At 57.2% G+C, this 25,276-nt stretch carries 29 protein-coding genes and 1 other RNA gene; 13 read left to right on the forward strand and 17 right to left on the reverse strand.

The features are described 5' to 3' along the window. The first annotated feature begins 133 nt into the window (after positions 1-133). The gene (gene hemB / locus K5D32_RS18820; RefSeq protein WP_025257988.1) at positions 134-1,144 is read left to right on the forward strand and encodes a porphobilinogen synthase; all 1,011 of its coding nucleotides are present in this window, start codon (positions 134-136) and stop codon (positions 1,142-1,144) included. 16 nt (positions 1,145-1,160) lie between these two features. After that, positions 1,161-3,374 (forward strand): polyphosphate kinase 1, encoded by a 2,214-nt coding sequence (gene ppk1 / locus K5D32_RS18825; protein WP_221575452.1) that lies wholly within the window; start codon positions 1,161-1,163, stop codon positions 3,372-3,374. Here the strand turns inward: ppk1 and ppx are convergent. The 5 genes from ppx to K5D32_RS18850 all read right to left on the reverse strand — a co-directional run bounded on the left by ppx (position 3,361) and on the right by K5D32_RS18850 (position 7,881). Further along, positions 3,361-4,863: an exopolyphosphatase gene (ppx, locus tag K5D32_RS18830; RefSeq protein ID WP_221575453.1), complete on the reverse strand. Its 1,503-nt coding sequence runs from the start codon at positions 4,861-4,863 to the stop codon at positions 3,361-3,363. The two genes, ppk1 and ppx, sit on opposite strands and share 14 nt — an antisense overlap. A gap of 169 nt (positions 4,864-5,032) precedes the next feature. Beyond that, positions 5,033-5,767: an amino acid ABC transporter ATP-binding protein gene (locus K5D32_RS18835; protein ID WP_201001140.1), complete on the reverse strand. Its 735-nt coding sequence runs from the start codon at positions 5,765-5,767 to the stop codon at positions 5,033-5,035. Beyond that, positions 5,754-6,404, reverse strand: coding sequence for an amino acid ABC transporter permease (locus K5D32_RS18840; RefSeq protein WP_221575511.1), 651 nt, complete (start codon positions 6,402-6,404; stop codon positions 5,754-5,756). Before K5D32_RS18840 ends, K5D32_RS18835 begins: the two co-directional genes overlap by 14 nt. Beyond that, positions 6,401-7,066, reverse strand: coding sequence for an amino acid ABC transporter permease (locus tag K5D32_RS18845; protein WP_200993617.1), 666 nt, complete (start codon positions 7,064-7,066; stop codon positions 6,401-6,403). Before K5D32_RS18845 ends, K5D32_RS18840 begins: the two co-directional genes overlap by 4 nt. Before the next feature lie 29 nt (positions 7,067-7,095). Further along, positions 7,096-7,881 carry a transporter substrate-binding domain-containing protein gene (locus tag K5D32_RS18850; RefSeq protein WP_201001142.1) on the reverse strand — a complete coding sequence of 262 codons (786 nt, stop codon included), beginning with the start codon at positions 7,879-7,881 and terminating at the stop codon, positions 7,096-7,098. A 251-nt stretch (positions 7,882-8,132) separates the two neighbouring features. Here K5D32_RS18850 and K5D32_RS18855 point away from each other — a divergent pair, with 251 nt between their 5' ends. From K5D32_RS18855 to K5D32_RS18880, 6 genes are all read left to right on the forward strand, one after another. Next, entirely contained in the window at positions 8,133-8,837 is a 705-nt protein-coding gene (locus tag K5D32_RS18855) for a FadR/GntR family transcriptional regulator (protein WP_221601408.1), read from the forward strand. 122 nt (positions 8,838-8,959) lie between these two features. Beyond that, positions 8,960-9,289 (forward strand): thioredoxin TrxA, encoded by a 330-nt coding sequence (trxA, locus tag K5D32_RS18860; protein WP_025257996.1) that lies wholly within the window; start codon positions 8,960-8,962, stop codon positions 9,287-9,289. 227 nt (positions 9,290-9,516) lie between these two features. After that, positions 9,517-10,776 (forward strand): transcription termination factor Rho, encoded by a 1,260-nt coding sequence (gene rho / locus K5D32_RS18865; RefSeq protein WP_025257997.1) that lies wholly within the window; start codon positions 9,517-9,519, stop codon positions 10,774-10,776. Between the two features lie 202 nt (positions 10,777-10,978). Beyond that, the gene (gene ubiD / locus K5D32_RS18870) at positions 10,979-12,445 is read left to right on the forward strand and encodes a 4-hydroxy-3-polyprenylbenzoate decarboxylase (RefSeq protein WP_025257998.1); all 1,467 of its coding nucleotides are present in this window, start codon (positions 10,979-10,981) and stop codon (positions 12,443-12,445) included. Then, positions 12,445-13,413: a CDP-6-deoxy-delta-3,4-glucoseen reductase gene (locus tag K5D32_RS18875; RefSeq protein WP_221575455.1), complete on the forward strand. Its 969-nt coding sequence runs from the start codon at positions 12,445-12,447 to the stop codon at positions 13,411-13,413. The genes ubiD and K5D32_RS18875 overlap by 1 nt, the downstream gene beginning before the upstream one ends. Positions 13,414-13,594: 181 nt before the next feature. Continuing rightward, positions 13,595-14,269, forward strand: coding sequence for a gamma-glutamylcyclotransferase (locus K5D32_RS18880; RefSeq protein WP_025258000.1), 675 nt, complete (start codon positions 13,595-13,597; stop codon positions 14,267-14,269). 7 nt (positions 14,270-14,276) lie between these two features. Here the strand turns inward: K5D32_RS18880 and glpT are convergent, their stop codons facing one another. Further along, complete coding sequence (glpT, locus tag K5D32_RS18885; RefSeq protein ID WP_221575456.1) at positions 14,277-15,614, reverse strand: glycerol-3-phosphate transporter; 1,338 nt, start codon at positions 15,612-15,614, stop codon at positions 14,277-14,279. A gap of 272 nt (positions 15,615-15,886) precedes the next feature. Here glpT and K5D32_RS18890 point away from each other — a divergent pair, with 272 nt between their 5' ends. Further along, positions 15,887-16,570, forward strand: a complete 684-nt coding sequence (locus tag K5D32_RS18890) for an energy transducer TonB (RefSeq protein ID WP_221601409.1) — start codon at positions 15,887-15,889, stop codon at positions 16,568-16,570. Further along, positions 16,567-16,848 (forward strand): hypothetical protein, encoded by a 282-nt coding sequence (locus tag K5D32_RS18895; protein ID WP_221601410.1) that lies wholly within the window; start codon positions 16,567-16,569, stop codon positions 16,846-16,848. Before K5D32_RS18890 ends, K5D32_RS18895 begins: the two co-directional genes overlap by 4 nt. A gap of 89 nt (positions 16,849-16,937) precedes the next feature. Here the strand turns inward: K5D32_RS18895 and K5D32_RS18900 are convergent, their stop codons facing one another. The 6 genes from K5D32_RS18900 to K5D32_RS18920 all read right to left on the reverse strand — a co-directional run bounded on the left by K5D32_RS18900 (position 16,938) and on the right by K5D32_RS18920 (position 21,680). After that, positions 16,938-17,732 carry a hypothetical protein gene (locus K5D32_RS18900; RefSeq protein ID WP_221601411.1) on the reverse strand — a complete coding sequence of 265 codons (795 nt, stop codon included), beginning with the start codon at positions 17,730-17,732 and terminating at the stop codon, positions 16,938-16,940. Positions 17,733-17,762: 30 nt separating this feature from the next. Further along, positions 17,763-18,065, reverse strand: coding sequence for a bacteriocin immunity protein (locus K5D32_RS18905; RefSeq protein WP_221601412.1), 303 nt, complete (start codon positions 18,063-18,065; stop codon positions 17,763-17,765). Then, positions 18,055-18,162, reverse strand: coding sequence for a hypothetical protein (locus tag K5D32_RS26345; RefSeq protein WP_374107888.1), 108 nt, complete (start codon positions 18,160-18,162; stop codon positions 18,055-18,057). The genes K5D32_RS18905 and K5D32_RS26345 overlap by 11 nt, the downstream gene beginning before the upstream one ends. Before the next feature lie 29 nt (positions 18,163-18,191). Then, entirely contained in the window at positions 18,192-18,467 is a 276-nt protein-coding gene (locus K5D32_RS18910; protein WP_221594510.1) for a bacteriocin immunity protein, read from the reverse strand. After that, on the reverse strand, positions 18,464-20,431 hold the full coding sequence (locus K5D32_RS18915; RefSeq protein WP_221601413.1) for an S-type pyocin domain-containing protein: 1,968 nt from the start codon (positions 20,429-20,431) through the stop codon (positions 18,464-18,466). Before K5D32_RS18915 ends, K5D32_RS18910 begins: the two co-directional genes overlap by 4 nt. A gap of 271 nt (positions 20,432-20,702) precedes the next feature. After that, positions 20,703-21,680 (reverse strand): NADPH:quinone oxidoreductase family protein, encoded by a 978-nt coding sequence (locus K5D32_RS18920; protein WP_221601414.1) that lies wholly within the window; start codon positions 21,678-21,680, stop codon positions 20,703-20,705. 131 nt (positions 21,681-21,811) lie between these two features. Between K5D32_RS18920 and K5D32_RS18925 the strand changes: the two genes are divergently transcribed. Further along, positions 21,812-22,219: a flagellar basal body-associated protein FliL gene (locus K5D32_RS18925; protein WP_025258004.1), complete on the forward strand. Its 408-nt coding sequence runs from the start codon at positions 21,812-21,814 to the stop codon at positions 22,217-22,219. Positions 22,220-22,224: 5 nt separating this feature from the next. Here the strand turns inward: K5D32_RS18925 and K5D32_RS18930 are convergent, their stop codons facing one another. Beyond that, on the reverse strand, positions 22,225-22,674 hold the full coding sequence (locus K5D32_RS18930; protein WP_221575461.1) for an EVE domain-containing protein: 450 nt from the start codon (positions 22,672-22,674) through the stop codon (positions 22,225-22,227). 187 nt (positions 22,675-22,861) lie between these two features. Between K5D32_RS18930 and K5D32_RS18935 the strand changes: the two genes are divergently transcribed. Then, positions 22,862-23,014 carry a hypothetical protein gene (locus K5D32_RS18935; RefSeq protein ID WP_221575462.1) on the forward strand — a complete coding sequence of 51 codons (153 nt, stop codon included), beginning with the start codon at positions 22,862-22,864 and terminating at the stop codon, positions 23,012-23,014. Positions 23,015-23,065: 51 nt separating this feature from the next. Here K5D32_RS18935 and K5D32_RS18940 read toward each other — a convergent pair whose 3' ends face one another. From K5D32_RS18940 to K5D32_RS18955, 4 genes are all read right to left on the reverse strand, one after another. Continuing rightward, on the reverse strand, positions 23,066-23,683 hold the full coding sequence (locus tag K5D32_RS18940; RefSeq protein WP_221601422.1) for a 5-formyltetrahydrofolate cyclo-ligase: 618 nt from the start codon (positions 23,681-23,683) through the stop codon (positions 23,066-23,068). A gap of 91 nt (positions 23,684-23,774) precedes the next feature. Beyond that, a non-coding RNA gene (ssrS, locus tag K5D32_RS18945) (6S RNA) lies at positions 23,775-23,953 on the reverse strand. A 30-nt stretch (positions 23,954-23,983) separates the two neighbouring features. Then, positions 23,984-24,313: a cell division protein ZapA gene (locus K5D32_RS18950; RefSeq protein ID WP_025258007.1), complete on the reverse strand. Its 330-nt coding sequence runs from the start codon at positions 24,311-24,313 to the stop codon at positions 23,984-23,986. Further along, positions 24,310-24,519 (reverse strand): TIGR02449 family protein, encoded by a 210-nt coding sequence (locus tag K5D32_RS18955; RefSeq protein WP_025258008.1) that lies wholly within the window; start codon positions 24,517-24,519, stop codon positions 24,310-24,312. Before K5D32_RS18955 ends, K5D32_RS18950 begins: the two co-directional genes overlap by 4 nt. 148 nt (positions 24,520-24,667) lie before the next feature. Between K5D32_RS18955 and K5D32_RS18960 the strand changes: the two genes are divergently transcribed. Continuing rightward, a complete protein-coding gene (locus K5D32_RS18960; protein ID WP_198728133.1) occupies positions 24,668-25,222 on the forward strand; it encodes a YecA family protein in 555 nt (184 codons plus the stop codon). The last annotated feature ends 54 nt before the right edge of the window (positions 25,223-25,276 follow it).

The raw sequence follows: 25,276 nt of genomic DNA on the forward strand, positions 1-25,276 counted from the left end.
ATAGCCCATCCTCGTTGTAGGCCTTTTCTGCGGCCCTAGGTCGCAGGTCACACTATGACTGTCACACATTGGTCATAATGGCGGCTTATAACTGTCGCGCTTGCCCGCGTATGCGGGCTACAGGAGTCTCGCCGTGAGCTTTACCCCCGCAAACCGCCTGTTTCCTCTCACTCGCCTGCGCCGTAATCGTCGCGACGACTTTTCTCGTCGGCTGGTCCGCGAAAATGTACTGACCGTCGATGATCTGATTCTTCCCGTATTCGTACTTGATGGTGAAAACCGTCGGGAAACCATAGCCTCGATGCCTGGCGTCGAGCGTCTGACTATCGATCTGCTGCTGCAAGAGGCCGAAGGCTGGGTTGCGCTGGGGATTCCGGCGCTGGCGCTGTTCCCGGTGACGCCGCTGGAGAAAAAATCTCTGGATGGCGCCGAAGCCTGGAACCCGGATGGTATTGCCCAGCGTGCGACCCGTGCATTGCGTGAGCGTTTCCCGGAACTGGGCGTGATCACCGATGTGGCGCTGGACCCGTTCACGACCCATGGTCAGGACGGCATCATTGATGAAGAAGGCTATGTGCAGAACGACATCACTGTCGATGCACTGGTGAAACAGGCGCTGTCTCACGCTGACGCCGGTGCCCAGGTGGTTGCGCCTTCGGACATGATGGACGGTCGCATCCAGGCCATTCGTGAAGCCCTGGAACTTGCCGGGCACGTCAATGTCCGGATCATGGCCTATTCGGCGAAATATGCCAGTGCCTATTACGGTCCGTTCCGTGATGCGGTAGGTTCTTCACTGAACCTGGGCAAGGCCAACAAGGCGTCCTATCAGATGGACCCGGCCAACAGTAACGAAGCATTGCATGAAGTGGCCGCCGACCTGGCTGAAGGCGCGGACATGGTGATGGTCAAACCGGGCATGCCTTATCTGGACATCCTTTACCGGGTCAAGGATGAGTTCAAGGTCCCGACCTTTGTCTATCAGGTGAGCGGCGAGTATGCGATGCATATGGCTGCGATCCAGAACGGCTGGCTGAGTGAGGGGGTGATTCTCGAGTCCCTTACCGCCTTCAAACGCGCAGGGGCTGATGGCATTCTTACTTACTTCGCCGTCCGTGCTGCTCAACTGTTAAAAGGGCAATAGCCTCACAGGAACATTCATGAATACCGAAGGACTCACCGAAGCCACTGTTGAAGTCGATGTTCAGGAGGCTACGCCAGTGGTTGAGCCAGAAATCGAGGTCGTACCGGCCCCCGTCGAGGCGCATGCTGTGGCTGCGCCCGCAATTGTCGTCCCGAACCTGGACGACAGCAGCCTGTATATCCATCGCGAGCTGTCGCAGTTGCAGTTCAATATCCGGGTACTGGAACAGGCACTGGATGAGTCCTATCCGTTGCTGGAACGGCTGAAGTTTCTGCTGATCTTCTCCAGCAACCTCGATGAGTTCTTCGAGATTCGTGTTGCGGGCCTCAAGAAGCAGATCACCTTTGCCCGCGAACAGGCAGGTGCCGATGGTCTGCAACCGCATCAGGCCCTGGCCAGGATCAGCGAGCTGGTTCATGGTCATGTGGATCGCCAGTACGCGATCCTCAACGATATTCTGCTGCCGGAGTTGGAAAAGCATCAGGTCCGGTTCATTCGTCGTCGCTACTGGACGACCAAGCTCAAGACGTGGGTCCGTCGCTATTTTCGCGATGAAATCGCACCGATCATCACCCCGATCGGTCTGGACCCGACGCACCCGTTCCCGTTGCTGGTCAACAAGAGCCTGAACTTCATCGTCGAGCTGGAAGGTATTGATGCCTTCGGGCGTGACTCGGGTCTGGCGATCATTCCGGCTCCGCGTCTGCTGCCGCGCATCATCAAGGTGCCGGAAGACGTGGGCGGGGTTGGTGACAACTATGTGTTCCTGTCGTCCATGATCCACGCGCATGCCGATGACCTGTTCCAGGGCATGAAGGTCAAGGGCTGCTACCAGTTCCGTCTGACCCGTAACGCCGACCTGGCGCTGGACTCCGAAGACGTGGAAGACCTGGCTCGCGCCCTGCGCGGTGAGCTGTTCTCCCGTCGTTACGGCGATGCGGTGCGTCTGGAAGTGGCGGACACCTGTCCCAAGCATCTGTCGGACTACCTGCTCAAGCAGTTCAACCTGACCGAGTCCGAGTTGTATCAGGTCAATGGCCCGGTGAACCTCACGCGTCTGTTCAGCATCACCAGCCTGGACAGTCACCCGGAGCTGCAATACACGCCGTTCACGCCTGCGATTCCCAAGCTGCTGCAGAACAGCGAGAACATTTTCAGCGTGGTCAGCAAGCAGGACATTCTGTTGCTGCACCCGTTCGAGTCCTTCACGCCGGTCGTCGACATGCTTCGTCAGGCAGCCAAAGACCCGCATGTACTGGCCGTGCGTCAAACCTTGTACCGCAGCGGCGCGAACTCGGAAATCGTCGATGCGCTGGTCGATGCGGCGCGTAACGGCAAGGAGGTCACGGCCGTAATCGAATTGCGTGCCCGCTTCGACGAAGAGTCCAACCTGCAACTGGCCAGCCGTCTGCAAGCGGCCGGTGCGGTGGTGATCTATGGTGTGGTCGGTTTCAAGACCCACTCCAAGATGATGCTGATCCTGCGCCGCGAAGGCGGTGAAATCGTGCGTTACGCGCACTTGGGGACCGGTAACTACCACGCGGGCAATGCCCGTTTGTACACCGACTACAGCCTGCTGACCTCCGACGATGCCTTGTGCGAAGACGTCGGCAAACTGTTCAGCCAGTTGATCGGCATGGGCAAGATCCTGCGCATGAAGAAGCTGCTTCACGCGCCGTTCACCCTCAAGAAAGGCATGCTCGACATGATTGCCCGCGAGACGCAATTCGCGCTCGACGGCAAGCCTGCTCACATCATCGCCAAGTTCAACTCGCTGACCGACCCGAAAATCATTCGTGCGCTCTACAAGGCCAGTCAGTCAGGGGTTCGCATCGATCTGGTGGTGCGTGGCATGTGCTGCCTGCGTCCCGGTATTGCGGGTGTCTCGCACAACATTCAGGTGCGCTCGATCATCGGTCGCTTCCTGGAGCACACGCGGGTCTACTACTTCCTCAATGGCGGCGACGAGCAGATGTTCCTGTCCAGTGCCGACTGGATGGAGCGCAACCTCGACAAGCGCGTCGAGACTTGCTTCCCGGTGGAAGGCAAGAAGCTGACCCTGCGGGTCAAGAAGGAACTGGAGAGTTACCTGACCGACAACACCCACAGCTGGCTGTTGCAGCCTGACGGGCGTTACGTGCGCAGCACGCCGACCGGCAACCAGAACGCTCGAAGCGCCCAGGCGACTCTGTTGGAGCGCCTGAGCATTCCGGTACTCAGCGTGCAGTAAAGACGATACCGACCCGGGTCAGCCACTCCGCTTCCAGCGCGAAGTCGGCCTGGGTCAACTGGTTGTTTTCCAGCCAGCCGTCCGGGAATTCAGCATCCAGGTTCGGGCCGTCAGCACGCAGGATCACGCGTGGCATCTCTTGGGTGCCGCGAATGTGATGGAACAGAATCGCAAAGCGCAGCAGCACGCACAGGCGAATCAGCTTGACGCCTTCATCGCCGAACTCGGCGAACTTGTCCTTGGGAATATTGCGACGATGACCGCGCACCAGCAGCGCGAGCATTTGCTGGTCTTCGCGTGAGAATCCGGCCAGATCCGAGTGCTCGATCAGGTAGGCGCCGTGCTTGTGGTAGTGATAGTGGGCGATGTCGAGTCCCACTTCATGCACCTTGGCGGCCCAGCTCAGCAACTCGGCGTAGATTTCGTCTTCCAGATCCCAGGCTTCCGCAACTTGCTCCAGGGCATGCAGCGCCTTGCGCTCGACGCGAGCGGCCTGCTCCAGATCGACGTGGTAGCGGTCCATCAGCGAGCTGAGGGTGCGCTCGCGCACGTCTTCGTGGTGATGACGGCCCAGCAGGTCATATAGCACGCCTTCGCGCAGGGCACCTTCGCAGTGGTCCATGCGCTTGAGTTCCAGCGCGTCGAAGATAGCTTCCAGAATCGCCAGGCCGGCGGGGAAGATCGCACGGCGGTCGGGCTTGATGCCGTCAAAGTCGATTTTCTCGACATCGCCCAGCTTGAACAGCTTGCGCTTGAGCCACGCCAGACCTTCAGCGTTGACTTCGCCCGAGCCGTAGCCGTTGGCCTTGAGTGCCACGCCAATGGCCCGAATGGTGCCGGACGAGCCGATGGCTTCATCCCATTTCAGGCGGTGCAGGGCGTGTTCGATGCTCATGATTTCAAGGCGTGCCGCGGTGTATGCCTGGGCGTAGCGGGCCGGTGTGACCTTGCCGTCCTTGAAGTAGCGCTGGGTGAAACTCACGCAGCCCATCTGCAGGCTTTCGCGCAGCAGTGGCTCGAAGCGCTGGCCAATGATGAACTCGGTGCTGCCGCCGCCGATATCGGCCACCAGACGCTTGCCCGGAGTGTCGGCCAGGGTGTGTGAGACGCCGAGATAGATCAGGCGCGCTTCCTCGCGGCCGGAAATGACTTCCACGGGGTGTCCCAGGATCTTTTCGGCGCGATGGATGAATTCGTTGCGGTTGCGTGCTTCACGCAAGGCATTGGTGCCCACGATACGTACGGCGCCCAGCGGCAGGCCGTTGATCAGTTGGGCGAAGCGCTTGAGGCAATCGAGCCCGCGTTGCATGGACTCTTCGTTGAGCTGGCGCTCGTCATTGATGCCCGCCGCCAGCTGAACCTTTTCACCCAGGCGCTCAAGTATGCGGATCTCGCCCTGATTCGCCTTGGCAACGACCATATGAAAGCTGTTGGAGCCCAGGTCGATCGCTGCGATCAGGGAAAGATTCTTGGCTTTGGTGTGCGGCATGATCAAAATCTCGTTCGATAACCGCGCCATCGTGCCACGATCCATGCCTGCCGCCAACGTATCAGGCACGGGAACCGCTCTGTGGGACCGGATTTATCCGGGAAGGTCATACTTCCCGACCGGGTGTATGGGCTTCTTCACGAATGAATTCGTTCCCACAAAGGCTGTGTCAGGCGTGTTCCACCGAACCGATGAAATTTGCCAGTTCCGGGGTTTTCGGGTTGGCGAACAGCTCTTTCGGGTCGCCCACTTCATGAACCTTGCCCTGGTGCATGAAAACCAGCTTGTCGCCCACTTCGCGAGCGAAGCGCATTTCGTGGGTCACCATGATCAGGGTCATGCCGTCGGCCGCCAGCTGGCGCACGACGCTGAGCACTTCGTTGACCAGTTCCGGGTCCAGCGCCGAGGTGATTTCATCGCACAGCAGCACCTTGGGTGACATCGCCAGAGCCCGGGCGATGGCCACGCGCTGTTGCTGACCGCCGGAAAGACGATCCGGGAAAGCGTCGAACTTCTCGCCCAGCCCGACACGCTCCAGCATCTGCCTGGCCAGTTTTGCAGCTTCGGCCTTGGGCACTTTCTGTACGACCTGAGGCGCGAGCATGACGTTTTCGCCCACACTCAGGTGCGGGAACAGGTTGAACTGCTGGAACACCATGCCGACCTTCTGCCGCAAGGTGCGCAGGTCGGCGCGGGCGGCGTCCAGGTATTCGCCGTCGACTTCGATCACGCCATCGTTGATCGACTCCAGCCCGTTGAGCGTGCGCAGCAGCGTGCTCTTGCCCGAGCCACTACGGCCGATGATCGCCACGACCTGGCCTTCCTCGACAGAAAGGTCGATGCCTTTGAGTACGTGATGGTCGCCGTAGTATTTATGCAGGGCGGAAATTCTAAGCAGAGGCATGCAGTCTCCTTTCCAGATGGCGCGCACAGAGCGACAAGGGGTAGCAAAGGATGAAGTAGCCCAGGGCAACGAAGCCGTAGACCATGAAGGGTTCAAAGGTAGCGTTGGCCAGCATGCTGCCGGTCTTGGTCAGCTCGGTGAAGCCGATGATCGAGGTTACGGCCGTGCCCTTGACCACCTGCACCGAGAAACCGACCGTCGGTGCCACGGCGATGCGCAGTGCCTGTGGCAGGATCACGTAGCGCATCTGCTCGATGGGCGTCATCGCCAGGCTGGCGGACGCTTCCCACTGGCCTTTCGATATCGACTCGACACAACCGCGCCAGATCTCGGCCAGATAGGCGCTGGTAAACAGCGTCAGTGCCAGCGCAGCAGCGGCCCAGGGGGAAATATCCACACCCATCAGTGCCACGCCGAAGAACACCAGGAACAACTGCATCAGCAGCGGTGTGCCCTGAAACAGTTCTATATAGAGCGTGGCAGTGACCCGCGGCCCGGACTTGTCCGAGATGCGCATGACCATGACCAGCAAGCCGATAAGGCCGCCGCCGACAAAGGCCACCAGCGAGAGGGCCACTGTCCATTGCAGGCCGGTCAGCAGGTTGCGCAAGATGTCCCAAAGGGTGAAATCCATCAGCGGCTCCTCGATATGTAGCGACGCCCGACCCAGGCCAGCAATTGCCGGATCAGCAACGCCATGCACAGGTAGACCAGCGTGGTGACGATGTAAGTCTCGAAGGCTCGGAAGTTACGCGACTGCAGGAAGTTTGCGAAAAAGCTCAGTTCTTCGGTGGCGATCTGCGAGCAGACCGACGAGCCGAGCATGACGATGATGATCTGGCTGCTCAGTGCCGGCCAGACCTTGCTCAGCGCCGGAGCCAGCACTACGTAGCGAAAGGCTTCGTAGCGGTTCATGGCCAGTGCAGCGGCGGCTTCCAGTTGTCCCTTGGGGATCGCCTGAATGCCGGCGCGGATGATTTCCGTCGAATAAGCACCCAGGTTGATGACCATTGCCAGGATGGCTGCCTGCCATTCGGAAATCTGCACGCCAAGCGACGGCAGGCCGAAGAAGATGAAAAACAGCTGTACCAGAAACGGGGTGTTGCGGATCAGCTCGACATAGATGCCGAAGATCGTGGCGAAAGGCTGGATTTTCCAGGCCCTCACGACCGCGCCAACGATGCCCAGGCTGACCCCGAGCAAAGTGCCAATGGCCGTCAGTTCCAGCGTGAACAAGGCCCCGCGCAGCAAGAGATCAGCGCTTTGCAGGACCGGTGTAAAGTCGAATTGATAAGCCATTGGCGGATCCTGTGATCAGAAAGCAGTGATCAGAGATCGGCTGGCAAAGGTTGCTTGAGCCAGGTCACAGAGGCTTTTTCCAGCGAACCGTCAGCCTTGGCGGCATTGAGGATTTCGTTGACCTTGCCCAGCAGCTCGGGCTGACCCTTGTTCACGCCGACGTAGACTGGCGAATCCTTGAGTTTCACTTTCAGGGCCGGAATGCGTTTCGGGTTGCGCTCGCTGATAGCGACCATGACTACGTTACCGCTGGCGATCAGGTCGGTCTGGCCAGCCAGGTAAGCGGCGATGGTCGAGTTGTTATCTTCGAAGCGCTTGATGGTTGCGCCTTCGGGAGCGACGGCGGTCAGTTCGATGTCCTCGATGGCGCCACGGGTCACGCTGATGGTCTTGCCCTTGAGGTCATTGATGTCTTTGATCGGAGCATCAGGTGGACCGAACACTGCCAGATAGAAAGGCGCGTAGGCACGGGAGAAGTCGATGACCTTCTCGCGATCCGGGTTCTTGCCGAGGCTGGAGATCACCAGATCGACCTTGCCGGTGGTCAGGAACGGGATGCGGTTGGTGCTGTTGACCGGCGTCAGTTCGAGTTTGACCTTCAGTCTGTCGGCCAGCAGTTGTGCCGTGTCGATATCCAGGCCGCGCGGCTTCATGTCCGGACCCACAGAGCCAAACGGCGGGAAGTCCTGAGGTACAGCGACTTTCAGGGTGCCGCGCGCTACGACGTCATCCAGGCCGTTGGCATGGGCAGGGGTCTGGCTCAGCATCAGGCTGGCAAACAAGGCAGTAAGCAGTGCGCTGTAACGCTTGGTCATGGAAAATCTCCGAACGGAACGAAAGATGTTGGCTTGTCCCCTAGTGCACAGCCCATGCCATTCATTGTGTTTGTGCCATAACTCGGGCTTTTCGGGCTGAATTTGGTCTTACTGGTCTGAACAGTTGGCTGGGCGAGCGCCCTGCTTTGGCGCGCCTGAAAGCCGCGTCGCCCCAGCGCTGGGCGTCGCTTGCCGGATGATGTAGATGGCGATAAAAGGAGTTTTTACTGGACTGACTGGCCTGAACAGTGATGCCGCAGAACTCACTCGCAGTACCTGAATCGGCCGTTCGAGCAATCCGCAAGCTGATTGCCGAGCAAGGCTACAAACCTGGCGACAGCCTGCCCTCGCAGCGGGATCTGGCGATATTGCTGGGCGTCAGTCGAGCCTCGCTGCGCGAAGCCTTGTCGTCGCTCAGTGCCTTGGGAATTGTCAGTGTGCAGCCAGGCAAAGGCGTGTTCATTCAGTCGATTTCTGAACCAGAACAGCGCACGGCCGGTTTTTCCTGGCCTTTCGACGCACGGGTTTCTCCGGCCGATACCTTTCAGTTGCGCTATGCGCTGGAAGGCTTTGCCGCAGGTCTTGCCGCTGTCACCCTGACTGCCGACGAGCGGGATGTGCTGGAGGACAATGTCGAAGCCATGCGCCTGGAGTTGCGTGCGGGGGATTTCGAGGCGGCAGCCAGGCTGGATTTCGAGTTTCACCGGCATATTCTGGTCGCCAGTGGTAATCAGGCCATGCTGGGCATTGTGACGGCGGGTGCTGATATCTTCCTCGAAAGTCAGAAAATGCCCTTCATTCGTGCAGGAAGAGTCATGGAAACCTGGCAGGAACATCGCAAGATTTTGCGCGCTCTTTCCCGACATGCTTCCGGTCCTGCGCAGAAGGCCATGCAGGAACATATCCGTGGTGCGGCATTGCGCACGGGGATTGTCTTTGTCTCGCCCGCCAGCTAAATACGGGGTTATAACCATATTCATGGCTTCCCATAGCCAGACTCAATGAGCCCCGGCTTCCTGAATGCCATAAGGCCCGCTATGATGGGCGTCGTTTTTAGCCTACGACCTCGGAGATCTCCATGAGTAGCGACCTGATCAAACACGTCACCGACGCAAGCTTCGAAGCCGATGTCCTCAAGGCTACCGGCCCTGTGCTTGTTGACTACTGGGCTGAGTGGTGCGGCCCATGCAAGATGATTGCACCGGTTCTTGACGACATCGCTACCACTTACGCAGGCAAGCTGACCGTTGCCAAGCTGAACATCGACAACAATCAGGAAACCCCGGCCAAGCATGGCGTGCGCGGTATCCCGACGCTGATGCTGTTCAAGGACGGTAATGTCGAAGCCACCAAAGTGGGCGCCTTGTCCAAGTCGCAATTGGCTGCTTTCATTGACGCCAATCTTTGATGTTTCTAAAGCCCCGCGAACAGCGGGGTTTTTTCTGGCTCCGTACTAGACGCCTGGAAAATCAAGTGGTACATTCGGCCCCGCAATGGAATCTCCATTGCCCCCTGCTAGCCGTCGCCGACGCTCTCCTTTTCGATTTAGTACGCGATCCTGTCGCCTTCTCTGCGGCGCGGCCTCATTAAGCCAAAAGCTTAATTTCCCTTCATACATGATTACGTCATTCCCATATGAACCTGACTGAACTCAAGCAAAAGCCGATTACCGATCTGCTCGAAATGGCCGAACAGATGGGCATAGAAAATATGGCCCGTTCGCGCAAGCAGGATGTGATTTTCTCCCTGCTGAAAAAGCACGCCAAAAGCGGCGAGGAAATTTCTGGTGATGGCGTGCTGGAGATCCTCCAGGACGGCTTCGGCTTCCTGCGCTCCGCAGACGCTTCCTATCTCGCTGGCCCGGACGATATCTACGTCTCGCCAAGCCAGATCCGTCGTTTCAACCTGCGTACCGGCGACACCATTGTTGGCAAGATCCGCCCGCCTAAAGAAGGCGAGCGTTACTTCGCGCTGCTCAAGGTCGACACGATCAACTTCGATCGTCCGGAAAACGCCAAGAACAAGATTCTGTTCGAAAACCTGACGCCGCTGTTCCCGAACGTGCGCATGAAGATGGAAGCCGGTAACGGCTCCACCGAAGACCTGACCGGTCGCGTGATCGATCTGTGTGCACCTATCGGTAAAGGCCAGCGTGGTCTGATCGTTGCTCCGCCAAAGGCGGGCAAGACCATCATGCTGCAGAACATCGCGTCGAACATCACGCGTAACAACCCGGAAGTTCACCTGATCGTTCTGTTGATCGACGAGCGTCCGGAAGAAGTGACCGAAATGCAGCGTACCGTTCGCGGCGAAGTGGTTGCTTCCACATTCGACGAGCCGCCAACCCGCCACGTGCAGGTTGCTGAAATGGTGATCGAGAAGGCCAAGCGCCTGGTCGAGCACAAGAAGGACGTCGTGATCCTGCTCGACTCCATCACCCGTCTGGCTCGCGCCTACAACACCGTGATTCCAAGCTCCGGCAAGGTACTGACCGGTGGTGTCGATGCTCACGCTCTCGAGAAGCCAAAGCGTTTCTTCGGTGCTGCGCGTAACATCGAAGAGGGCGGCTCGCTGACCATCATCGCCACCGCGCTGGTTGAAACCGGCTCGAAGATGGACGAAGTGATCTACGAAGAGTTCAAGGGTACGGGCAACATGGAGCTGCCGCTGGATCGCAAGATCGCAGAGAAGCGCGTGTTCCCGGCCATCAACATCAACCGCTCCGGCACCCGCCGTGAAGAGCTGCTGACTGCTGATGACGAGCTGCAACGCATGTGGATCCTGCGCAAGCTGCTGCATCCTATGGATGAAGTCGCTGCCATCGAGTTCCTGGTCGACAAGCTCAAGCAGACCAAGACCAACGATGAATTCTTCCTGTCGATGAAACGCAAGTAACTGACAGGTTGAACATAAAAATGGCGTCCTTCGGGACGCCATTTTTTTTGAATCAAGAAACGCAATATCGCGTAGGAGCGAATTCATTCGCGAAAATCCTGTCCCGCCTTCCAGAATAAATTCACTCCTGTGCCTGCTCATGGCTGCCACGAATCTGCAGAGCAGGTACGATGTGCACCTATTTGAATAAGTGGCCAGGTTAATGAAATTCAAGGACCTAAGGGATTTCGTGCAGCAGCTTGAGCAGCGCGGAGAGTTGAAACGCATTCAGATGCCCATTTCCCCTGTGCTGGAAATGACTGAAATCTGCGACCGTACGCTGCGCGCCAAAGGCCCGGCCCTGTTGTTTGAAAAGCCGGTCGGTTTTGACATCCCGGTGCTGGGCAACCTCTTCGGAACGCCAGAGCGTGTCGCCATGGGCATGGGCGCCGAATCCGTCGACGAGCTGCGGGAAATCGGCAAGTTGCTGGCCTTCCTCAAGGAGCCGGAGCCGCCCAAGGGCCTCAAAGACGCCTGGTCAAAGCTGCCTATCTTCAAGAAAGTCATCTCCATGGCCCCCAAAGTGGTCAAGGATGCGCCGTGCCAGGAGATCGTCATCGAAGGCGATGACGTCGATCTGAACATGCTGCCTGTCCAGACCTGCTGGCCTGGCGACGTTGCGCCGCTGATCACCTGGGGCCTGACGGTTACGCGGGGTCCGAACAAGGAGCGCCAGAACCTGGGCATCTATCGCCAGCAGGTGATCGGTCGCAACAAGGTCATCATGCGCTGGCTCAGCCATCGCGGCGGCGCGCTGGACTTCAAGGAGTGGTGCATCAAGCATCCCGGCGAGCCGTTCCCGGTAGCCGTTGCCCTGGGCGCGGACCCGGCGACCATTCTGGGGGCCGTGACGCCGGTGCCTGACAGCTTGTCCGAATATGCGTTTGCAGGCCTGTTGCGCGGCACTCGCACCGAACTGATCAAGTGCCGTGGCAACAACCTGCAAGTGCCTTCCAGTGCCGAAATCGTCCTTGAGGGCGTGATCCATCCCGGTGAAATGGCTGATGAGGGGCCTTATGGCGACCACACCGGTTATTACAACGAAGTGGACAGCTTCCCGGTGTTCACCGTTGAGCGCATCACTCATCGCATCAAGCCGATCTACCACAGCACCTACACGGGTCGTCCGCCGGATGAGCCGGCGATTCTGGGTGTGGCGCTGAACGAAGTGTTCGTACCGATCCTGCAAAAGCAGTTCCCGGAAATCATCGACTTCTACCTGCCGCCCGAAGGCTGTTCCTATCGCATGGCCGTTGTGACCATCAAAAAGCAGTACCCGGGCCATGCCAAGCGCGTGATGCTGGGCGTCTGGTCGTTCCTGCGACAGTTCATGTACACCAAGTTCGTTATTGTCACCGACGACGATATCAACGCTCGCGACTGGAACGACGTGATCTGGGCCATCACCACGCGCATGGACCCCAAGCGCGACACGGTAATGATCGAAAATACGCCGATCGATTACCTGGACTTCGCTTCACCGGTTTCCGGTCTGGGTTCCAAGATGGGGCTTGATGCGACGCACAAGTGGCCGGGCGAAACCACGCGTGAGTGGGGCCGGGCTATTGTCAAGGACGAAGCGACTACACGTCGGGTCGATGAAATCTGGAATCAACTGGGAATAGATTGATGCGTGTAACGTTGCAGCCGTCGGGTGCAGTGCTGGAAACCCTGCCGGGCGAGCGGATTCTCGATGCTGCACAGCGCCTGGGCTATGAATGCCCACAGAGCTGCCGCAACGGTAATTGCCATGTCTGCTCGGCGCTGCTGGTGCAGGGGCGCGTGAAACAGGCCAGCGATGAGCTGACCCACGGTGAAATCTACACCTGCCTGGCAGAGCCGCTGGAAACCTGCGAAGTGCTGTGGGATGCGGTCCTGCCCCTTGGTCAGTTGCCTATGCGCAAGTTTGCCTGCCAGCTCAGCGAGTGCGTTGAAGTGGGCGGCGATGTCTGGCGGGTCGGCCTGAGGGCGCCTGCTGGCAAGCTGCCCCGCTACCACGCCGGGCAATACCTGATGATCGAGCGCGAGAACGGTGAAAAATCGGCGTTCTCGCTGGCTTCTTCGCCTCACAAGGGGCGTGATCTGGAGCTGCACGTGCTGGTTCGTGAGGCCAGTGCCCGCTCACTGATCGAACAGCTTCAACGCAATGCCATGGCGCGGGTCGAGCTACCTTTTGGCGATACCCATCTTGCCGATCTGCCCGACGGTCCGCTGGTACTGATCGCGGCTGGCACGGGCATGGCGCAGATGAGCAGCCTGATCGAGCATTGCCGCGCCAAGGGCTTCAGCCATCCGGTGCATCTGTACTGGGGCGTGCGCCGTCCCGAGGACTTTTACGAAATCCGTCAGTGGGACGAATGGGCCACGCTGCCGAATCTGTTCCTGCACAAGGTCGTCAGTGATCTGTGCGGCTGGGAAGGGCGCTGCGGGATGTTGCATGAAGCCGTACGCGACGACATCAGCGACCTGTCCTCGATCCATGTCTACGGCAGCGGCTCGCCGGCCATGATCTACGCGACTCTGGATGCCTTGGTCGGTGCCGGAATGGATGCTCATCAGATGCGTGCCGATGTCTTTGCCTACGCGCCTCGTCCATAGCTTCTGACTGGCGGCCTTGTAACTGGATTGCAATTTTTTTCATTCGCTTATAGCTTATAGCGATGAAAACACAGGCTCAGGCCTGTAGCAGCACCCGTACCGCGATACCTTGACGCCGCTCATCCATGAGCGGGTCCTCAGGGCTCGGTTATGACTGACAGCCAGGCTGTCAGGGAGGCAAATGGACAATCCAATCAATGAATTGGCGGCGGCCGTGCATGACGGCCTTGGTCTGAAATATCCGCCAGTAATCGATCTTGGCCCGCAACTCACCCGCGAGCAACTGCTCGCCTCGATGAACGCCACCCTGCGTCGCCATAAGGGCGGCCCTGTCTGGCTGTTCGCTTATGGATCGCTGATCTGGCGACCTGAATGCAAGGCTGTCGAGCGTCAGCGCGCACGGGTATATGGCTACCATCGCGGCTTGTACCTGTGGTCCCACGAACATCGGGGTACGCCGGAAGTCCCTGGCCTGGTATTCGGCCTGGACCGTGGCGGTTCCTGCACGGGGTTCGCCTACCGCTTGCCGGATGAATGCCTTGAAGACTCCCTGTTCGCGCTCTGGCAGCGCGAAATGCCTTATCCCTCTTATCGCCCGCACTGGCTGAGCTGCCGTCTTGAAGATGGCACACAGGTTCAGGCTTTGGGATTTGTGCTGGAGAGGCATTTGCCCAGCTATGCGGGCAACCTGCCGGACAGTGTGCTGAGCCAGGTGCTGGCCAGCGCGAGCGGGCGGTATGGCACGACCCGTGATTACGTCGAGCAGACCGCCAACGCCTTGCGCAGCCACGCCATGCCAGACCTGAATCTGGAGGCGCGGCTGAAGCGTTGCCGGTCCAACCCGGTTACGCTTTGACTCAGGCTTACCGAGACGTGCTGGCAACCTGTTTGTGACGTAGCGTTGGCGCGAGGAACGCCATCGCCAGGATGCAGGCACCGATCAGCAGCACGAAACCGCCATCCCAGCCGAAATGGTCAACGGTGTAGCCCATCGCCGCGCTTGCCGCGACCGAGCCACCCAGATAACCGAACAGCCCCGTGAAGCCTGCCGCAGTACCGGCTGCTTTCTTGGGCGCCAGTTCCAGTGCTTGCAGACCGATCAGCATCACCGGGCCGTAGATCAGGAAGCCGATGGAAACCAGGGCGATCATGTCGACGGTCGGGTTGCCTTCCGGATTCAGCCAGTACACCAGCGTGGCGATGGTTACCAGGAACATGAACACCATACCGGTCAGGCCGCGGTTGCCCTTGAAGATCTTGTCCGACATCCAGCCGCACAGCAGCGTGCCAGGAATGCCGGCCCACTCGTACAGGAAATAGGCCCACGAGGTCTTGTCGACCGTGAAGTGCTTGGCTTCTTTCAGATAGGTCGGTGCCCAGTCCAGCACGCCATAGCGCAGCAGATAGACGAACACGTTAGCCAGGGCGATGTACCACAGCAGTTTGTTGCGCAGCACGTATTTGACGAAGATTTCCTTGGCGCTGAATTCTTCTTCATGGCTGGCATCGTAGCCTTCCGGATAGTCGTTCTTGTAGTGCTCGATGGGCGGCAGGCCAACCGATTGCGGGGTGTCGCGCATGGTTGCGAAAGCGAAGACCGCCACCATCAGAGCCACGGCTGCCGGCACATAGAATGCGGCGTGCCAGTCGTTGGTCCAGCCCATGCCCAGCAGGAACAGCGGGCCGATCAGGCCGCCGCCCACGTTATGGGCCACGTTCCAGACCGAAACCACACCGCCGCGCTCTTTCTGCGACCACCAGTGCACCATCGTCCGCCCGCTCGGTGGCCACCCCATGCCTTGTGCCCAGCCATTTATGAACAGCAGTACAAACATGATCGTGACACTGGACGTGGCCCAGGGCGCGAAACCGAAAATGAACATCACCCCGGCCGACACCAGCAACCCGAACGGCAGGAAATAGCGCGGGTTGGAGCGGTCCGAAACCAGCCCCATCAGGAATTTCGACAAGCCGTAGGCAATCGCGATGGCCGACATGGCAACACCCAACTGCCCGCGTGTGTAGCCTTCTTCGATCAGGTAAGGCATCGCCAGGGAGAAGTTCTTGCGCAGCAGGTAGTAACCGGCATAGCCGATGAAAATACCGGCGAAGATCTGCCAGCGCAGACGGCGGTAAGTACTGTCGACCTTTTCTTCGGGTATGGGTGCCAGGTGCTTGGCAGGACGGAAAAACGCAAACATGCAGACGCTCCGGATTTTTATTTTTTGCGAAAGCGAATGTTACATTTTCGTTACAGAAAAAAGCAGTACTTTTTCTGAAAGTTTCGTGGGAAATGTGAGGCTGTTCCTGTTCCTTTGTGAACATATGGTTTTGGTTTGCGCTGTCATATTTGTTTGGGATGGGTCCTACGCTGCAATGGGATTTCGTGTCCTTATGCGTCCTGAGGGAGGCTTCTACTATCGCGGTCACTACGCCATGCAGGCGTTCATATCGCGGTGTGTAGAGGTTATGGATGAGAATTCTTGTGTTTATTTCTGTTCTTTTGCTGCCGCTGTCGGTGCAGTCTGCCGATGCCCTGCTTGTCCCGCTGTTTACGCCCAGGCCTGAGTACCCGCCGGCCTTGATCAGGAGCAGATACACCGGAAAGGTGCGAGTCCAGCTGGTGGTGAGTTCCAGTGGCAATGTTCAGGACGTTCGGACTATAGAAAGCGGGCATCCACAACTGACTGAAGCGGCCGTGTGGGCTCTGGCTCAATGGCGCTATCGGCCATGGATCGGAGCCATTGGCGCTCCTTCGCAAGTCAGCATTATGGTTCCTGTCATTTTTGGCTCTCACGGAAACAGGCACTTCAACGATGAGATTGATGTCGGCTTGAGCAATATCCGCTGTGCTTATGTGAATAACGAAGTCGATACGCAAACAAGGGACTTCCCGGAGGAGCCTTTGAATAAAGTCGACGTGTTCTGGTACACCGGTCAGTTCCTGTTTAGCAGCTATGCCGCTCTTTTACGCAGTGAAGATGAGCGAAAAGTCTTGCTTGTGCAGCTAGGGAAGTCGATACCCGACATTGTGAAAAGCTGCGAGCTTAATCCAGAGCACAGGTATGGAGACTACCTTCCCGTTTCTATCAAGAGCCTGCTGAGTGGTTTGACGCAGGTTGACCATGTGCCCAGCGTCTTGCAGGGAACTCTGTGAATGTCGAGTTAAAGAAGGTGTCATGCCGTCAGCTCATTAAAGAAAGAGATGAAAACTGGCGGGAAAAGGGTTCGCCTTATAAATCGGATACCTTGACCCAAACGGAGCACTACCTTTCAAGTGGGCCTGTCATACTGCAGTTTCTTTCAGCCGATGCGCGGGAGGCTCTGGTCATGGAGTTCATTGGCGCAATTCCGGGCATCCTGAAGAACTGTCGAAAAAATCCCGACAGAAAGTATGTGGATTACCTGCCGGAGAATGTCAGGCGGAGTTTGTAGCGTGGAGTGTTTATATTCTTCGCGAATGAATTCGCTCCTACGGTCTGCGTAGGAGCGGATTCATTCGCGAAGGCAGTTGTAGATGGGGGTCAAGCGGCGGGTTGGCTCATCCTGAGAACTTTGTTGAAATGGATGTCGTCGGATAAGTCCGCATGCGGCTGCATCGCCTCATGAAACGCCATGATCGCAACCTCAATGCTTGCTCCAAGGCTGCTCAATGCCAACTTGATCTGCTGACTGGCTTCTGGTCCTGGAACCCACGCGACTGACTGAGTGGCAACCTGAGGTTGGTTCTCGACCGTTTCACTTTGCGCCTGACGTGCGGCCAGCGTTCGTGTAGCTTCCTCTACCTGACTGCGAGCAAGTGCCAGCGCAGCCTGCTTTGCTTCTTCGATCTGACGCCTGGCCAGCTCACGAGCCTCTTCTTCGGCCTTTATCCGAGCAGCTTCTTCAGCAACGCGCTGTGCCTGGAGGCGAGCGGCCTCGGCTGCCAGATGTTGTGCTTGCTCGGCTACAAGTCGGGCCTCAATCTCCTTCATCTTGGGCTTGAGTTCATTCAGGAAACGATTGGACTCCAAAAAGAAATGGGCATTAATACTCATGGAGTAGGGATCCATTGATCGTATACCCGGCATATTGCGAAGTTGTTCGCTGAGCTCAAGGTCCTCTTTGCTCCAAGGTGTTCCGCCAAAATTCACAATCGCCATGTCAACATGCTCTTGCAGCAGCGCTGCACGTTTGCTGCTAATGAGGTAGTCGATCGCATTGCAGTATTGCCCAATGACGTGCAGCGGACTGAGCCCCTCGGTGTTGCCGACATGTGCTGTCAGTTCGGCTTTTAGAAAGCCCGGAAGTTGATGAAGGTGGTGTTGAAATTCTTCCATGATGTTCACTCTGGTTAAAGGATTGCGTTCTTAATGATGTGGTTGATCATTGTTGTTTTCGGTTGCTTTGAATCCCGGCTTGCCGTTTTTTTCGCGCCACTCTTTTACAGATTTGAGAACGCCTTCCGGGCTGTCTTCCTGGTCGGCTTCTGGATAGAAGATCAAGTCTGAGCGTGCCGGGTGTTCGCTCACTTGCTCGAAATGCTCAATCAGTTGTAGGGTTCGTCGGTCAAACTCATCCTTGGTCAGGTCGCCGGGCGGTGCAAAGAGAACCTTTAGAAACTCCAGAAACTCGTGTTCTGTGTATTCCTCAAACTTACTTTTAATGATCATGTCGTTTCTCCTTGTGTAGCTGGATGTGTTGTTTAGGAGTCAATATTGTCATGTTGTCGATTTCGTATGCTGCTCCGTTTTTTTCAAAATAACCCAAGTGATGAATTTCAAATTTTCTATGCCCACCTATTGATGGTCATCGGGTATCTTGAATCCCGGTTTTCCATTCTGAGCACGCCATCTTTTTACTGTTTCCAGAATGCCCTGATTGGTGGGGACTTCTGCGTAATAAATCAAATCTGAGCCGTCAGGGTGCTCCGTTATTTCTATAAAGTGGTCCAATAAGAGATCCGTGTGTCTTTCAAATTCTTCTCCGGGCAGGTTTCTAGGGTTGGTGAACTCGTTGATAAGGTCTAGAAACTCTTGCTCTGTGTAATTTTCCAGTTTTCTTTTGAGGTTCATTGCAATTTCCTGTGATGTTCGATGTGCTGTCTGGGAGGAAGTACTCTCAAGTTATCAATGTCGTAAACACCCCCGCCGTTCGCTATTTCATGCACATGATGGATCTCAAAAACTTTCCGTCCTCCCACTTGATCAGCCAGCTTTGGTCGTGGAGCACGTCCGGACTTCATCAGCGCAATGTTGTAAGGTGTAAATTGCTCCTGAAGCTCTATATTACTGGCTATCGCCTTCCAGATTTCTGCTCGTAATCTGCCAAAACTGCTGAACTGTCTACCCCTCAACTGATCCGCAATCTGCGAAGGAATGGGAGCCCCTTGCGCACGCGTGTTTTCGCCTAGCCAGATGCCTGCTACCAGTTTTCCGTATCCTGTCGCGACTCCCGGAATAGTCCGCGGGTCCTTGAAAAGCAGGTAGGTGTCCGGCAGGCCGGAGCCTGGCGGGAATACCAGGATGTAATCGTCAGGGTCGTCATTGACGAAGCTCGGCAGTTCGTCAACGCGGCTGCCCTGTGGCGATACGTCCACGCCCGGGTCGACCGGCAAGACCGGTTTCTGGCCTGGAAAACGGGTGGAGCTGTCTGCCGGTTGTTCAATTGGAGTCCAGACCAGTGCTGGCTGGGTATCGCCGTCACGAATAAATTCGTAGGTATTGTTCTGAGCGTTGTATGTGAAATTTCGGACACGAACTTTAGTGCCGACGTTTACGCCGTCTGCCACCACCCACTTGGCAACCGATTGTTGGCCGTCGTCTTCCATGACCAATCGGTGTGGAACATCAATGCTGCCGTTGACGCTGGCAACGTATTCCATATCCACCTGTGAAGGCAGATTGAGTTGTGAGGCCGGGCTTGCAACTACGGTGGGTGTGAGCTCGGCGTTGCCTAACGTGGGCGAGTACAGCGCCAAGGCAACGCCAGGGTTCAACTTCAGCCTGCTGATTGCCGTTCTAATGAATATCTCTTTAGCGATCTGCCCGGCCTTTTCCAGACCTTCGGCAGGGGTGGGCAAACTGCCGGGTGTGTTCGATGCGGCGATTGCCGACCACAAGCGCTCGGCACCAGCCCGTGGCGATGGGGCATTGTTCTGACTGGTCTGAGACATCCGGGCGTGACGCTCGGACAGCTCCGTAGAACGCTGTTCCAGAAAAGCCACCGACTCAGCGAGCAGTCTGGCTTCATGCACATTGCTTACTGCGTCCGTCCAGACCTGATGGGCCTGTTGAGCGCGTTGCGGATCGCCCTGGCTGCGGGATTCCAGGTAGTGGCGATACTGCTCCGGTGTGGTGACCGACAGTGCTTCGCCCTGCGCCAGCATTTTGAGGTTGCGTTGCTCCAGCTCGGCCTGTTTACGGGCCAGCAGGTAGTTGATCCGGGATTTTTCCTGAAGGATCAGCTCTGCTAACTGTTGTCGGGTCGGGTTAGCTGCCAGTGGTTCGAGGTCAGATTGAATCTCACCTAGCAGCGCGGTGGGCAGCTCCGGTGCGGTCTGGTCGTAACGCTGAGCAAGATCAGACCTGACCGTTTGTTGAGTCTGGATAAAGTCGCTGATTGTTTGTCGATACGCCTGCTCGCGCTGTGCCTGAGCGGCTGCAGCTTGAGCGCGTGCTTGTTCTGCGGCTTGTGCTTGTGCTTGCGCGTGAGCCTGAGCACGTGCCTGCTGTTCAGCTTGGGCTTGGGCTTGGGCTTGCGCTGCCGCCTGCTGTTGAGCTTGGGCCTGTAGGTTGGCTCTGTGTTGCGCAATGGCCTTGGCGCGTTTTCTGGCTCTTTTACGACTATTGCCGCCGAAACCTCCACTGAAGCCGCCGATGCTCCCACTGTCCGGCCCAAATCCACCGCTCCGACCGCTACCGTTACTGTGTCCTCCGCCTCTGCCATAGGGGTTATCCGTAGGGTCAAAGGGGCGTTTGTGCTTATTGGCGTCATTGCCCGAATCTACCAAAATATGTTTTTCTTCTTGTTCACTCATACAGTTTCTCCTTTACTGTATGGCGAAAAGTTACCCATTAGTTTTCGGTAAAAGCGGTAAATAGTTATTAATTAATAAATGGGTTTTTGTTTGTTTGTCGGAAGTTTCTGTCAGACTGTTCTGGCAATGGTTTTTCGTTGGATATTTTTTATTGGGTCGAGAGTCAAAATTGCTTGTAACCTTAACCCCCGGCTTAAAATTTAAAGCTCTCTAGCACTTCGAGTGCATTCATCTGAGCCGCCCTTGCGGCGACCCAGATTTTAATTTCATATCAACTAACCGCCACCACGACCTTCCCCACCGCACTTCTTTTCCCCAATACCTCAATCGCCTCTGCCCCTCTTTCCAGCGGATAAACCTGCGATACCAGTGGTTTCAACTTTCCATCTGCATACCAATCAAACAATTGCTTGAAGTTCGCGGCATTGTCTTGAGGTTGTCTTTGGGCGAAGGAGCCCCAGAACACGCCCACTACGGATGCGCCTTTTAATAACGCGAGGTTTACGGGCAGTTCGGGGATGCGACCGCTGGCGAAGCCTACGACCAGCAGGCGGCCGTTCCAGGCGATGGAGCGGATGGCCTGGTCGAAGAGGTCGCCGCCGACCGGGTCGTAGATGACGTCGACGCCGTTGCCTGCGGTCAGGCGTTTCACTTCGTCCTTGAGGCTGGTTTCGTTGTAGTTGATAAGTTCGTCGGCACCGGCTTTTCTGGCCACTTCGAGTTTTTCGGCAGTGCTGGCGGCGGCGATGACGCGGGCACCCAAGGCTTTGCCGATTTCCACGGCGGCCAGGCCCACGCCGCCGGAGGCACCGAGCACCAGCAGGGTTTCGCCGGGTTGCAGGTTGGCGCGTTGTTTGAGGGCGTGCATGGAGGTGCCGTAGGTCATGCTGAAAGCGGCGGCGGTGGTGAAGTCCATGGCTTCGGGAATCGGCAGCACGTTGTAGCCCGGTACCGCCACCTGTTCGGCGAAGCTGCCCCAGCCGGTGAGGGCCATGACCCGGTCGCCGGGTTTGAGGTGGGTTATCTTTTCTCCGACCTGCGAGATGATGCCTGCGGCTTCACCGCCGGGTGAAAAGGGGAAGGGCGGCTTGAACTGGTATTTACCTTCAATGATCAGCGTGTCTGGAAAGTTGACCCCCGCAGCCTGTACATCGAGCAGGATTTCGTTCTTTTTGATGACGGGGCTGGCAACGTTTTCCAGCACCAGTGTGTCGGCAGGACCGAAGGCTTTGCAAAGCAGGGCTTTCATCGGGCTATTCCTTTTCCAGTAATGGCCGATAAGGTCGGATATGCAGGTTTTCGGGTCAATGAGCATGGCCCGGCCTTATAAGCGTGTATAAGCTGTAACCTACGCGGGCAACCCGTATTAAGGAGTGGACTGTGAAAGCGTGGATCTTGATGTTGTTGGCCTTGTCGTTGCCTGCCCTGGCGCAGGAAGAAGCCAAAGAAGGTGAAGGCGAGCCCAAGGCGGCTTATGTGTCTCTGACGCCTCCGTTTGTGGGTAACTATGCCCTTGATGGCGGACCGAAGTTGCGCGTCTACAAGGCTGATATCGCCCTGCGCGTTACCGGCGCCGATGCCCAGGCGGCGGTCAAGCGTAATGACCCGCTGATCCGTAATCTGCTGGTTGCCCTGTTCACCCAGCAGACTGTCGACTCCATGAGCAGCGCCGATGCGAAGGAAAAGATTCGTCAGGAAGCACTCAAGCAGGTCCAGCAAGTCATGACCAGCGAAGAGGGCAAGCCGATTGTTGAAGACTTGCTGTTCAACAACTTTATCGTTCAGTAACGCCCTCAGCGCAGTGCCAGGATCGCCGACCATTGTTCGGCGGTCACGGGCATCACAGACAGTCGGCTGCCTTTCTGCACGAGAGGCAGTTGTTCGAGCGTCGCCTGTTGTTTCAGATAACCCAGCCCCAACACTTTCGGGAAGATATCCACGAAGGCGACATCGATTGCGCTCCATGGATTCTTTTCGGCGCTGGCCTTGGCGTCGAAGTAGTGACTTTCCGGCTCAAGGGCCGTGGGGTCCGGGTAGGCCGCCTCGATAATCCTGCCAATACCGGCAATCCCCGGCTCCGGGCAACTGGAGTGATAGAAAAAGAACTCGTCACCCACCGCCATGCTGCGCAGGAAGTTGCGGGCCTGATAGTTGCGCACGCCATCCCAGCGGGTTTTGTCGAGGCGTTGCAGGTCACTGATCGAGAGTTCGTCGGGTTCTGACTTCATCAGCCAATAGGCCATCGGTGTTCTCCATGGAAATACACACCATCGGGATGTTTTTATGACAAACCGACAGTCGGTTGGGGCCACTATTTGCGTACTGGTTCACGTTATCGCAAAATGCCGCCCTTTTAAGCACCTTGCTGTTATATGGCCTTTACGAAAGCGGCTGTTGGCAGCGTATTGATTTGTCGAAGGAGGGCAGTCAATGAAACGCAAGCCGGATTTACTGTGGGTTTTAGTGGCATTGTTCGGCTTGGGTATCGTGACTACCGGTTATGCGCAGAGCTTGTGGAGCAACAAGGTCGATGCACCTGTCGAGATCACTCAGCAGCAACAAAAGGTACCTGGGCGGTATTGATGTTTTAAGCTTCTTTCTTTTCCGGGGGCTATGCCTGTAGCTCCCGTCGCGTCACTTCCCTTCCTGTTGTGCCAGATACCAGCGTTTGTCCGATACCGTGCCTTGCAACGGTACGTCCCAGCTTGCCTGTGCGAGTCGTTCGACCTTCTGGCACTCATGGGCCATGCCCAGCAGCAGCGGTTTTTTCCAGGTTTTTCTGCGTGCCAGATACGCCAGGCTGCGGTCGTAGAAACCGCCACCCATCCCGAGGCGTCCGCCTTCATCATCGAACCCGACCAGAGGCATCAGGATCAGATCCAGCGCCCAGATCCTGCGTTGCCGTGCGCGGTTGATGCGAGGCTCCGGGATGCGAAAACGGTTGGGGATGAATTTCTCGCCAGGGCGCACGCGCTGGAAAACCATTCTGGTACGTGGCCAGGCATTCAGCACCGGCAGATAAGTGGCCTTGCCCCGGCGTTGTGCGGCCCGCAGCAAAAGCCGTGGATCGATCTCGCCGTCCATGGGCAGATACAGCGAGACATGTCGGGCGCGGCGAAACAGGGGATGTTGTGCCAGTTGGCGATACAGGCCGCGAGCGGCTGCGCGTTGCTGGCCAGGACTCAAGGCACGACGCGCCTTGCGTAGCTGGCGGCGCAGTTGCGGGCGTGTGAGTGTCGGGTTGCTGGTCATGAGCGCAAGGTCATGCAGGCTGATCCGTGAGGTTGAAACCAGATACGGAATCGACATTGCCAGACAGCTGGACTGGCAATGGATTGAATGAGGACTCCCCGACGAACCGCTGTCGGTTTAGCCCTTGAACCCGAAAGTTCAAGGTGGTGATTGCAGGAGGTCTTAAGGCTTTCCGTCAAGCGGACATGCACACCGACCCCAACGTGCAACCCCCATGGTTGTGCGTATCGGCTCAGGGACATGACCGACTGGCAAGCACTCCAGGGAGCGGCGCAAGTATACAGAAACGTCCGCAAATAATCAGCTACGAGGTGAATCGGGTGTTGTCGGGGTGTCTGTGGCCAGCACCAGATCGACTCTTTCCAACAGGTCGCGCACCTGTTCGCGGGTCGATCCGCTGGTTTGCACGTCAGGCAGATTCTGTTTGTGCAGCAGGTCGTGAGTGATGTTCAGGGCAGCCATGACCGCAATGCGGTCTGCGCCGATCACTTTGCCGCTGCTGCGGATTTCACGCATCTTGCCATCCAGGTAGCGGGCGGCGCTGACCAGGTTGGTGCGCTCTTCCTGAGGGCAAATGATCGAATATTCCTTGTCGAGGATTTGAACGGTAACGCTGTTGCCATTACTCATGAGTCTTGCTCCAGGGCCTTGAGGCGCGAAATCATGGACTCGACCTTCTGCCGGGCGATTTCGTTCTTTTCGATGAGGTGGGCGCGTTCCTCGCGCCAGGATTTTTCCTGAGCTAATAGGAGTGCATTTTGGCTTTTAAGTTGCTCAATGTGTTTGAGCAGCAATTCCAGCCGGTTCATCAGGGCTTGCAGATCGGTGTCTTCCATTGTTTTCCACTGAGTACTTTCTGATGAATGGCACGGAGTCAGTTAACGCCACTGCCTCTAACCGCCGTGTTGATGATCTTGTTGCGCGGATAGTCTAGGATACAAGGCCTTCATTCTAGACATTGCGCCGTTTGGCGACTAGCTGCCCATGCCCATTCAGAATTCCCCGTACAAAGCATTTGCCACTCTGCTCAATACCAGTGGCCATCCGGTTTCTCCTGCCGAACTGCACGGCCTGTTGCTCGGGCGTAGTTGCGCCGGTGCCGGCTTCGATAGCGAAGGCTGGTTTGCCGATGCTTCCGTACTGCTTGAAACCGAGCCTGAGGACAACGTTCGCCAGGCGCTGATTGGCCTGCAGGAGATGGTCAAGGGCGAACTCACCGGCGATGACATGACAGTTGTGCTGTTGCTGCCCGGCGATGACGAGCCGCTGGCCGAGCGCGCTGCTGCGCTGGGTCAATGGTGTCAGGGTTTCCTGTCGGGCTTTGGCCTGGCGGTCGGAGATGCTGTGCTGAGCATCGAAGCCACTGAAGTGTTACAGGACTTGGCTGCAATCGCTCAGGTTCAGGATGCACTGGAAGAATCCGAAGACGGCGAAAGCGATTACATGGAAGTCATGGAATACCTGCGCGTTGCGCCACTGCTGCTGTTCACCGAATGCAGCAAGGCCGTTGCGCCACAGCCCAAGCCTTCCCTGCACTGATTGCTCATCACGGCGCGTCGGCAGGGTTTCGACAGACCTGACCGGCTCGCTCCA

Source organism: Pseudomonas cichorii (assembly GCF_019719005.1).
GTDB lineage: Bacteria > Pseudomonadota > Gammaproteobacteria > Pseudomonadales > Pseudomonadaceae > Aquipseudomonas > Aquipseudomonas cichorii_E.

Excerpts from the sequence above, each read along its gene's own strand:
- ppk1 (WP_221575452.1), top strand. The coding sequence starts at position 1,161 with ATGAATACCGAAGGACTCACCGAAGCCACTGTTGAAGTCGATGTTCAG.
- ppx (WP_221575453.1), bottom strand. The coding sequence starts at position 4,863 with ATGCCGCACACCAAAGCCAAGAATCTTTCCCTGATCGCAGCGATCGAC.
- K5D32_RS18835 (WP_201001140.1), bottom strand. The coding sequence starts at position 5,767 with ATGCCTCTGCTTAGAATTTCCGCCCTGCATAAATACTACGGCGACCAT.
- K5D32_RS18845 (WP_200993617.1), bottom strand. The coding sequence starts at position 7,066 with ATGGCTTATCAATTCGACTTTACACCGGTCCTGCAAAGCGCTGATCTC.
- K5D32_RS18850 (WP_201001142.1), bottom strand. The coding sequence starts at position 7,881 with ATGACCAAGCGTTACAGCGCACTGCTTACTGCCTTGTTTGCCAGCCTG.
- K5D32_RS18855 (WP_221601408.1), top strand. The coding sequence starts at position 8,133 with ATGCCGCAGAACTCACTCGCAGTACCTGAATCGGCCGTTCGAGCAATC.
- trxA (WP_025257996.1), top strand. The coding sequence starts at position 8,960 with ATGAGTAGCGACCTGATCAAACACGTCACCGACGCAAGCTTCGAAGCC.
- rho (WP_025257997.1), top strand. The coding sequence starts at position 9,517 with ATGAACCTGACTGAACTCAAGCAAAAGCCGATTACCGATCTGCTCGAA.
- ubiD (WP_025257998.1), top strand. The coding sequence starts at position 10,979 with ATGAAATTCAAGGACCTAAGGGATTTCGTGCAGCAGCTTGAGCAGCGC.
- K5D32_RS18875 (WP_221575455.1), top strand. The coding sequence starts at position 12,445 with ATGCGTGTAACGTTGCAGCCGTCGGGTGCAGTGCTGGAAACCCTGCCG.
- K5D32_RS18880 (WP_025258000.1), top strand. The coding sequence starts at position 13,595 with ATGGACAATCCAATCAATGAATTGGCGGCGGCCGTGCATGACGGCCTT.
- glpT (WP_221575456.1), bottom strand. The coding sequence starts at position 15,614 with ATGTTTGCGTTTTTCCGTCCTGCCAAGCACCTGGCACCCATACCCGAA.
- K5D32_RS18890 (WP_221601409.1), top strand. The coding sequence starts at position 15,887 with ATGAGAATTCTTGTGTTTATTTCTGTTCTTTTGCTGCCGCTGTCGGTG.
- K5D32_RS18900 (WP_221601411.1), bottom strand. The coding sequence starts at position 17,732 with ATGGAAGAATTTCAACACCACCTTCATCAACTTCCGGGCTTTCTAAAA.
- K5D32_RS18905 (WP_221601412.1), bottom strand. The coding sequence starts at position 18,065 with ATGATCATTAAAAGTAAGTTTGAGGAATACACAGAACACGAGTTTCTG.
- K5D32_RS18910 (WP_221594510.1), bottom strand. The coding sequence starts at position 18,467 with ATGAACCTCAAAAGAAAACTGGAAAATTACACAGAGCAAGAGTTTCTA.
- K5D32_RS18915 (WP_221601413.1), bottom strand. The coding sequence starts at position 20,431 with ATGAGTGAACAAGAAGAAAAACATATTTTGGTAGATTCGGGCAATGAC.
- K5D32_RS18920 (WP_221601414.1), bottom strand. The coding sequence starts at position 21,680 with ATGAAAGCCCTGCTTTGCAAAGCCTTCGGTCCTGCCGACACACTGGTG.
- K5D32_RS18930 (WP_221575461.1), bottom strand. The coding sequence starts at position 22,674 with ATGGCCTATTGGCTGATGAAGTCAGAACCCGACGAACTCTCGATCAGT.
- K5D32_RS18935 (WP_221575462.1), top strand. The coding sequence starts at position 22,862 with ATGAAACGCAAGCCGGATTTACTGTGGGTTTTAGTGGCATTGTTCGGC.
- K5D32_RS18940 (WP_221601422.1), bottom strand. The coding sequence starts at position 23,683 with ATGACCAGCAACCCGACACTCACACGCCCGCAACTGCGCCGCCAGCTA.
- K5D32_RS18950 (WP_025258007.1), bottom strand. The coding sequence starts at position 24,313 with ATGAGTAATGGCAACAGCGTTACCGTTCAAATCCTCGACAAGGAATAT.
- K5D32_RS18955 (WP_025258008.1), bottom strand. The coding sequence starts at position 24,519 with ATGGAAGACACCGATCTGCAAGCCCTGATGAACCGGCTGGAATTGCTG.
- K5D32_RS18960 (WP_198728133.1), top strand. The coding sequence starts at position 24,668 with ATGCCCATTCAGAATTCCCCGTACAAAGCATTTGCCACTCTGCTCAAT.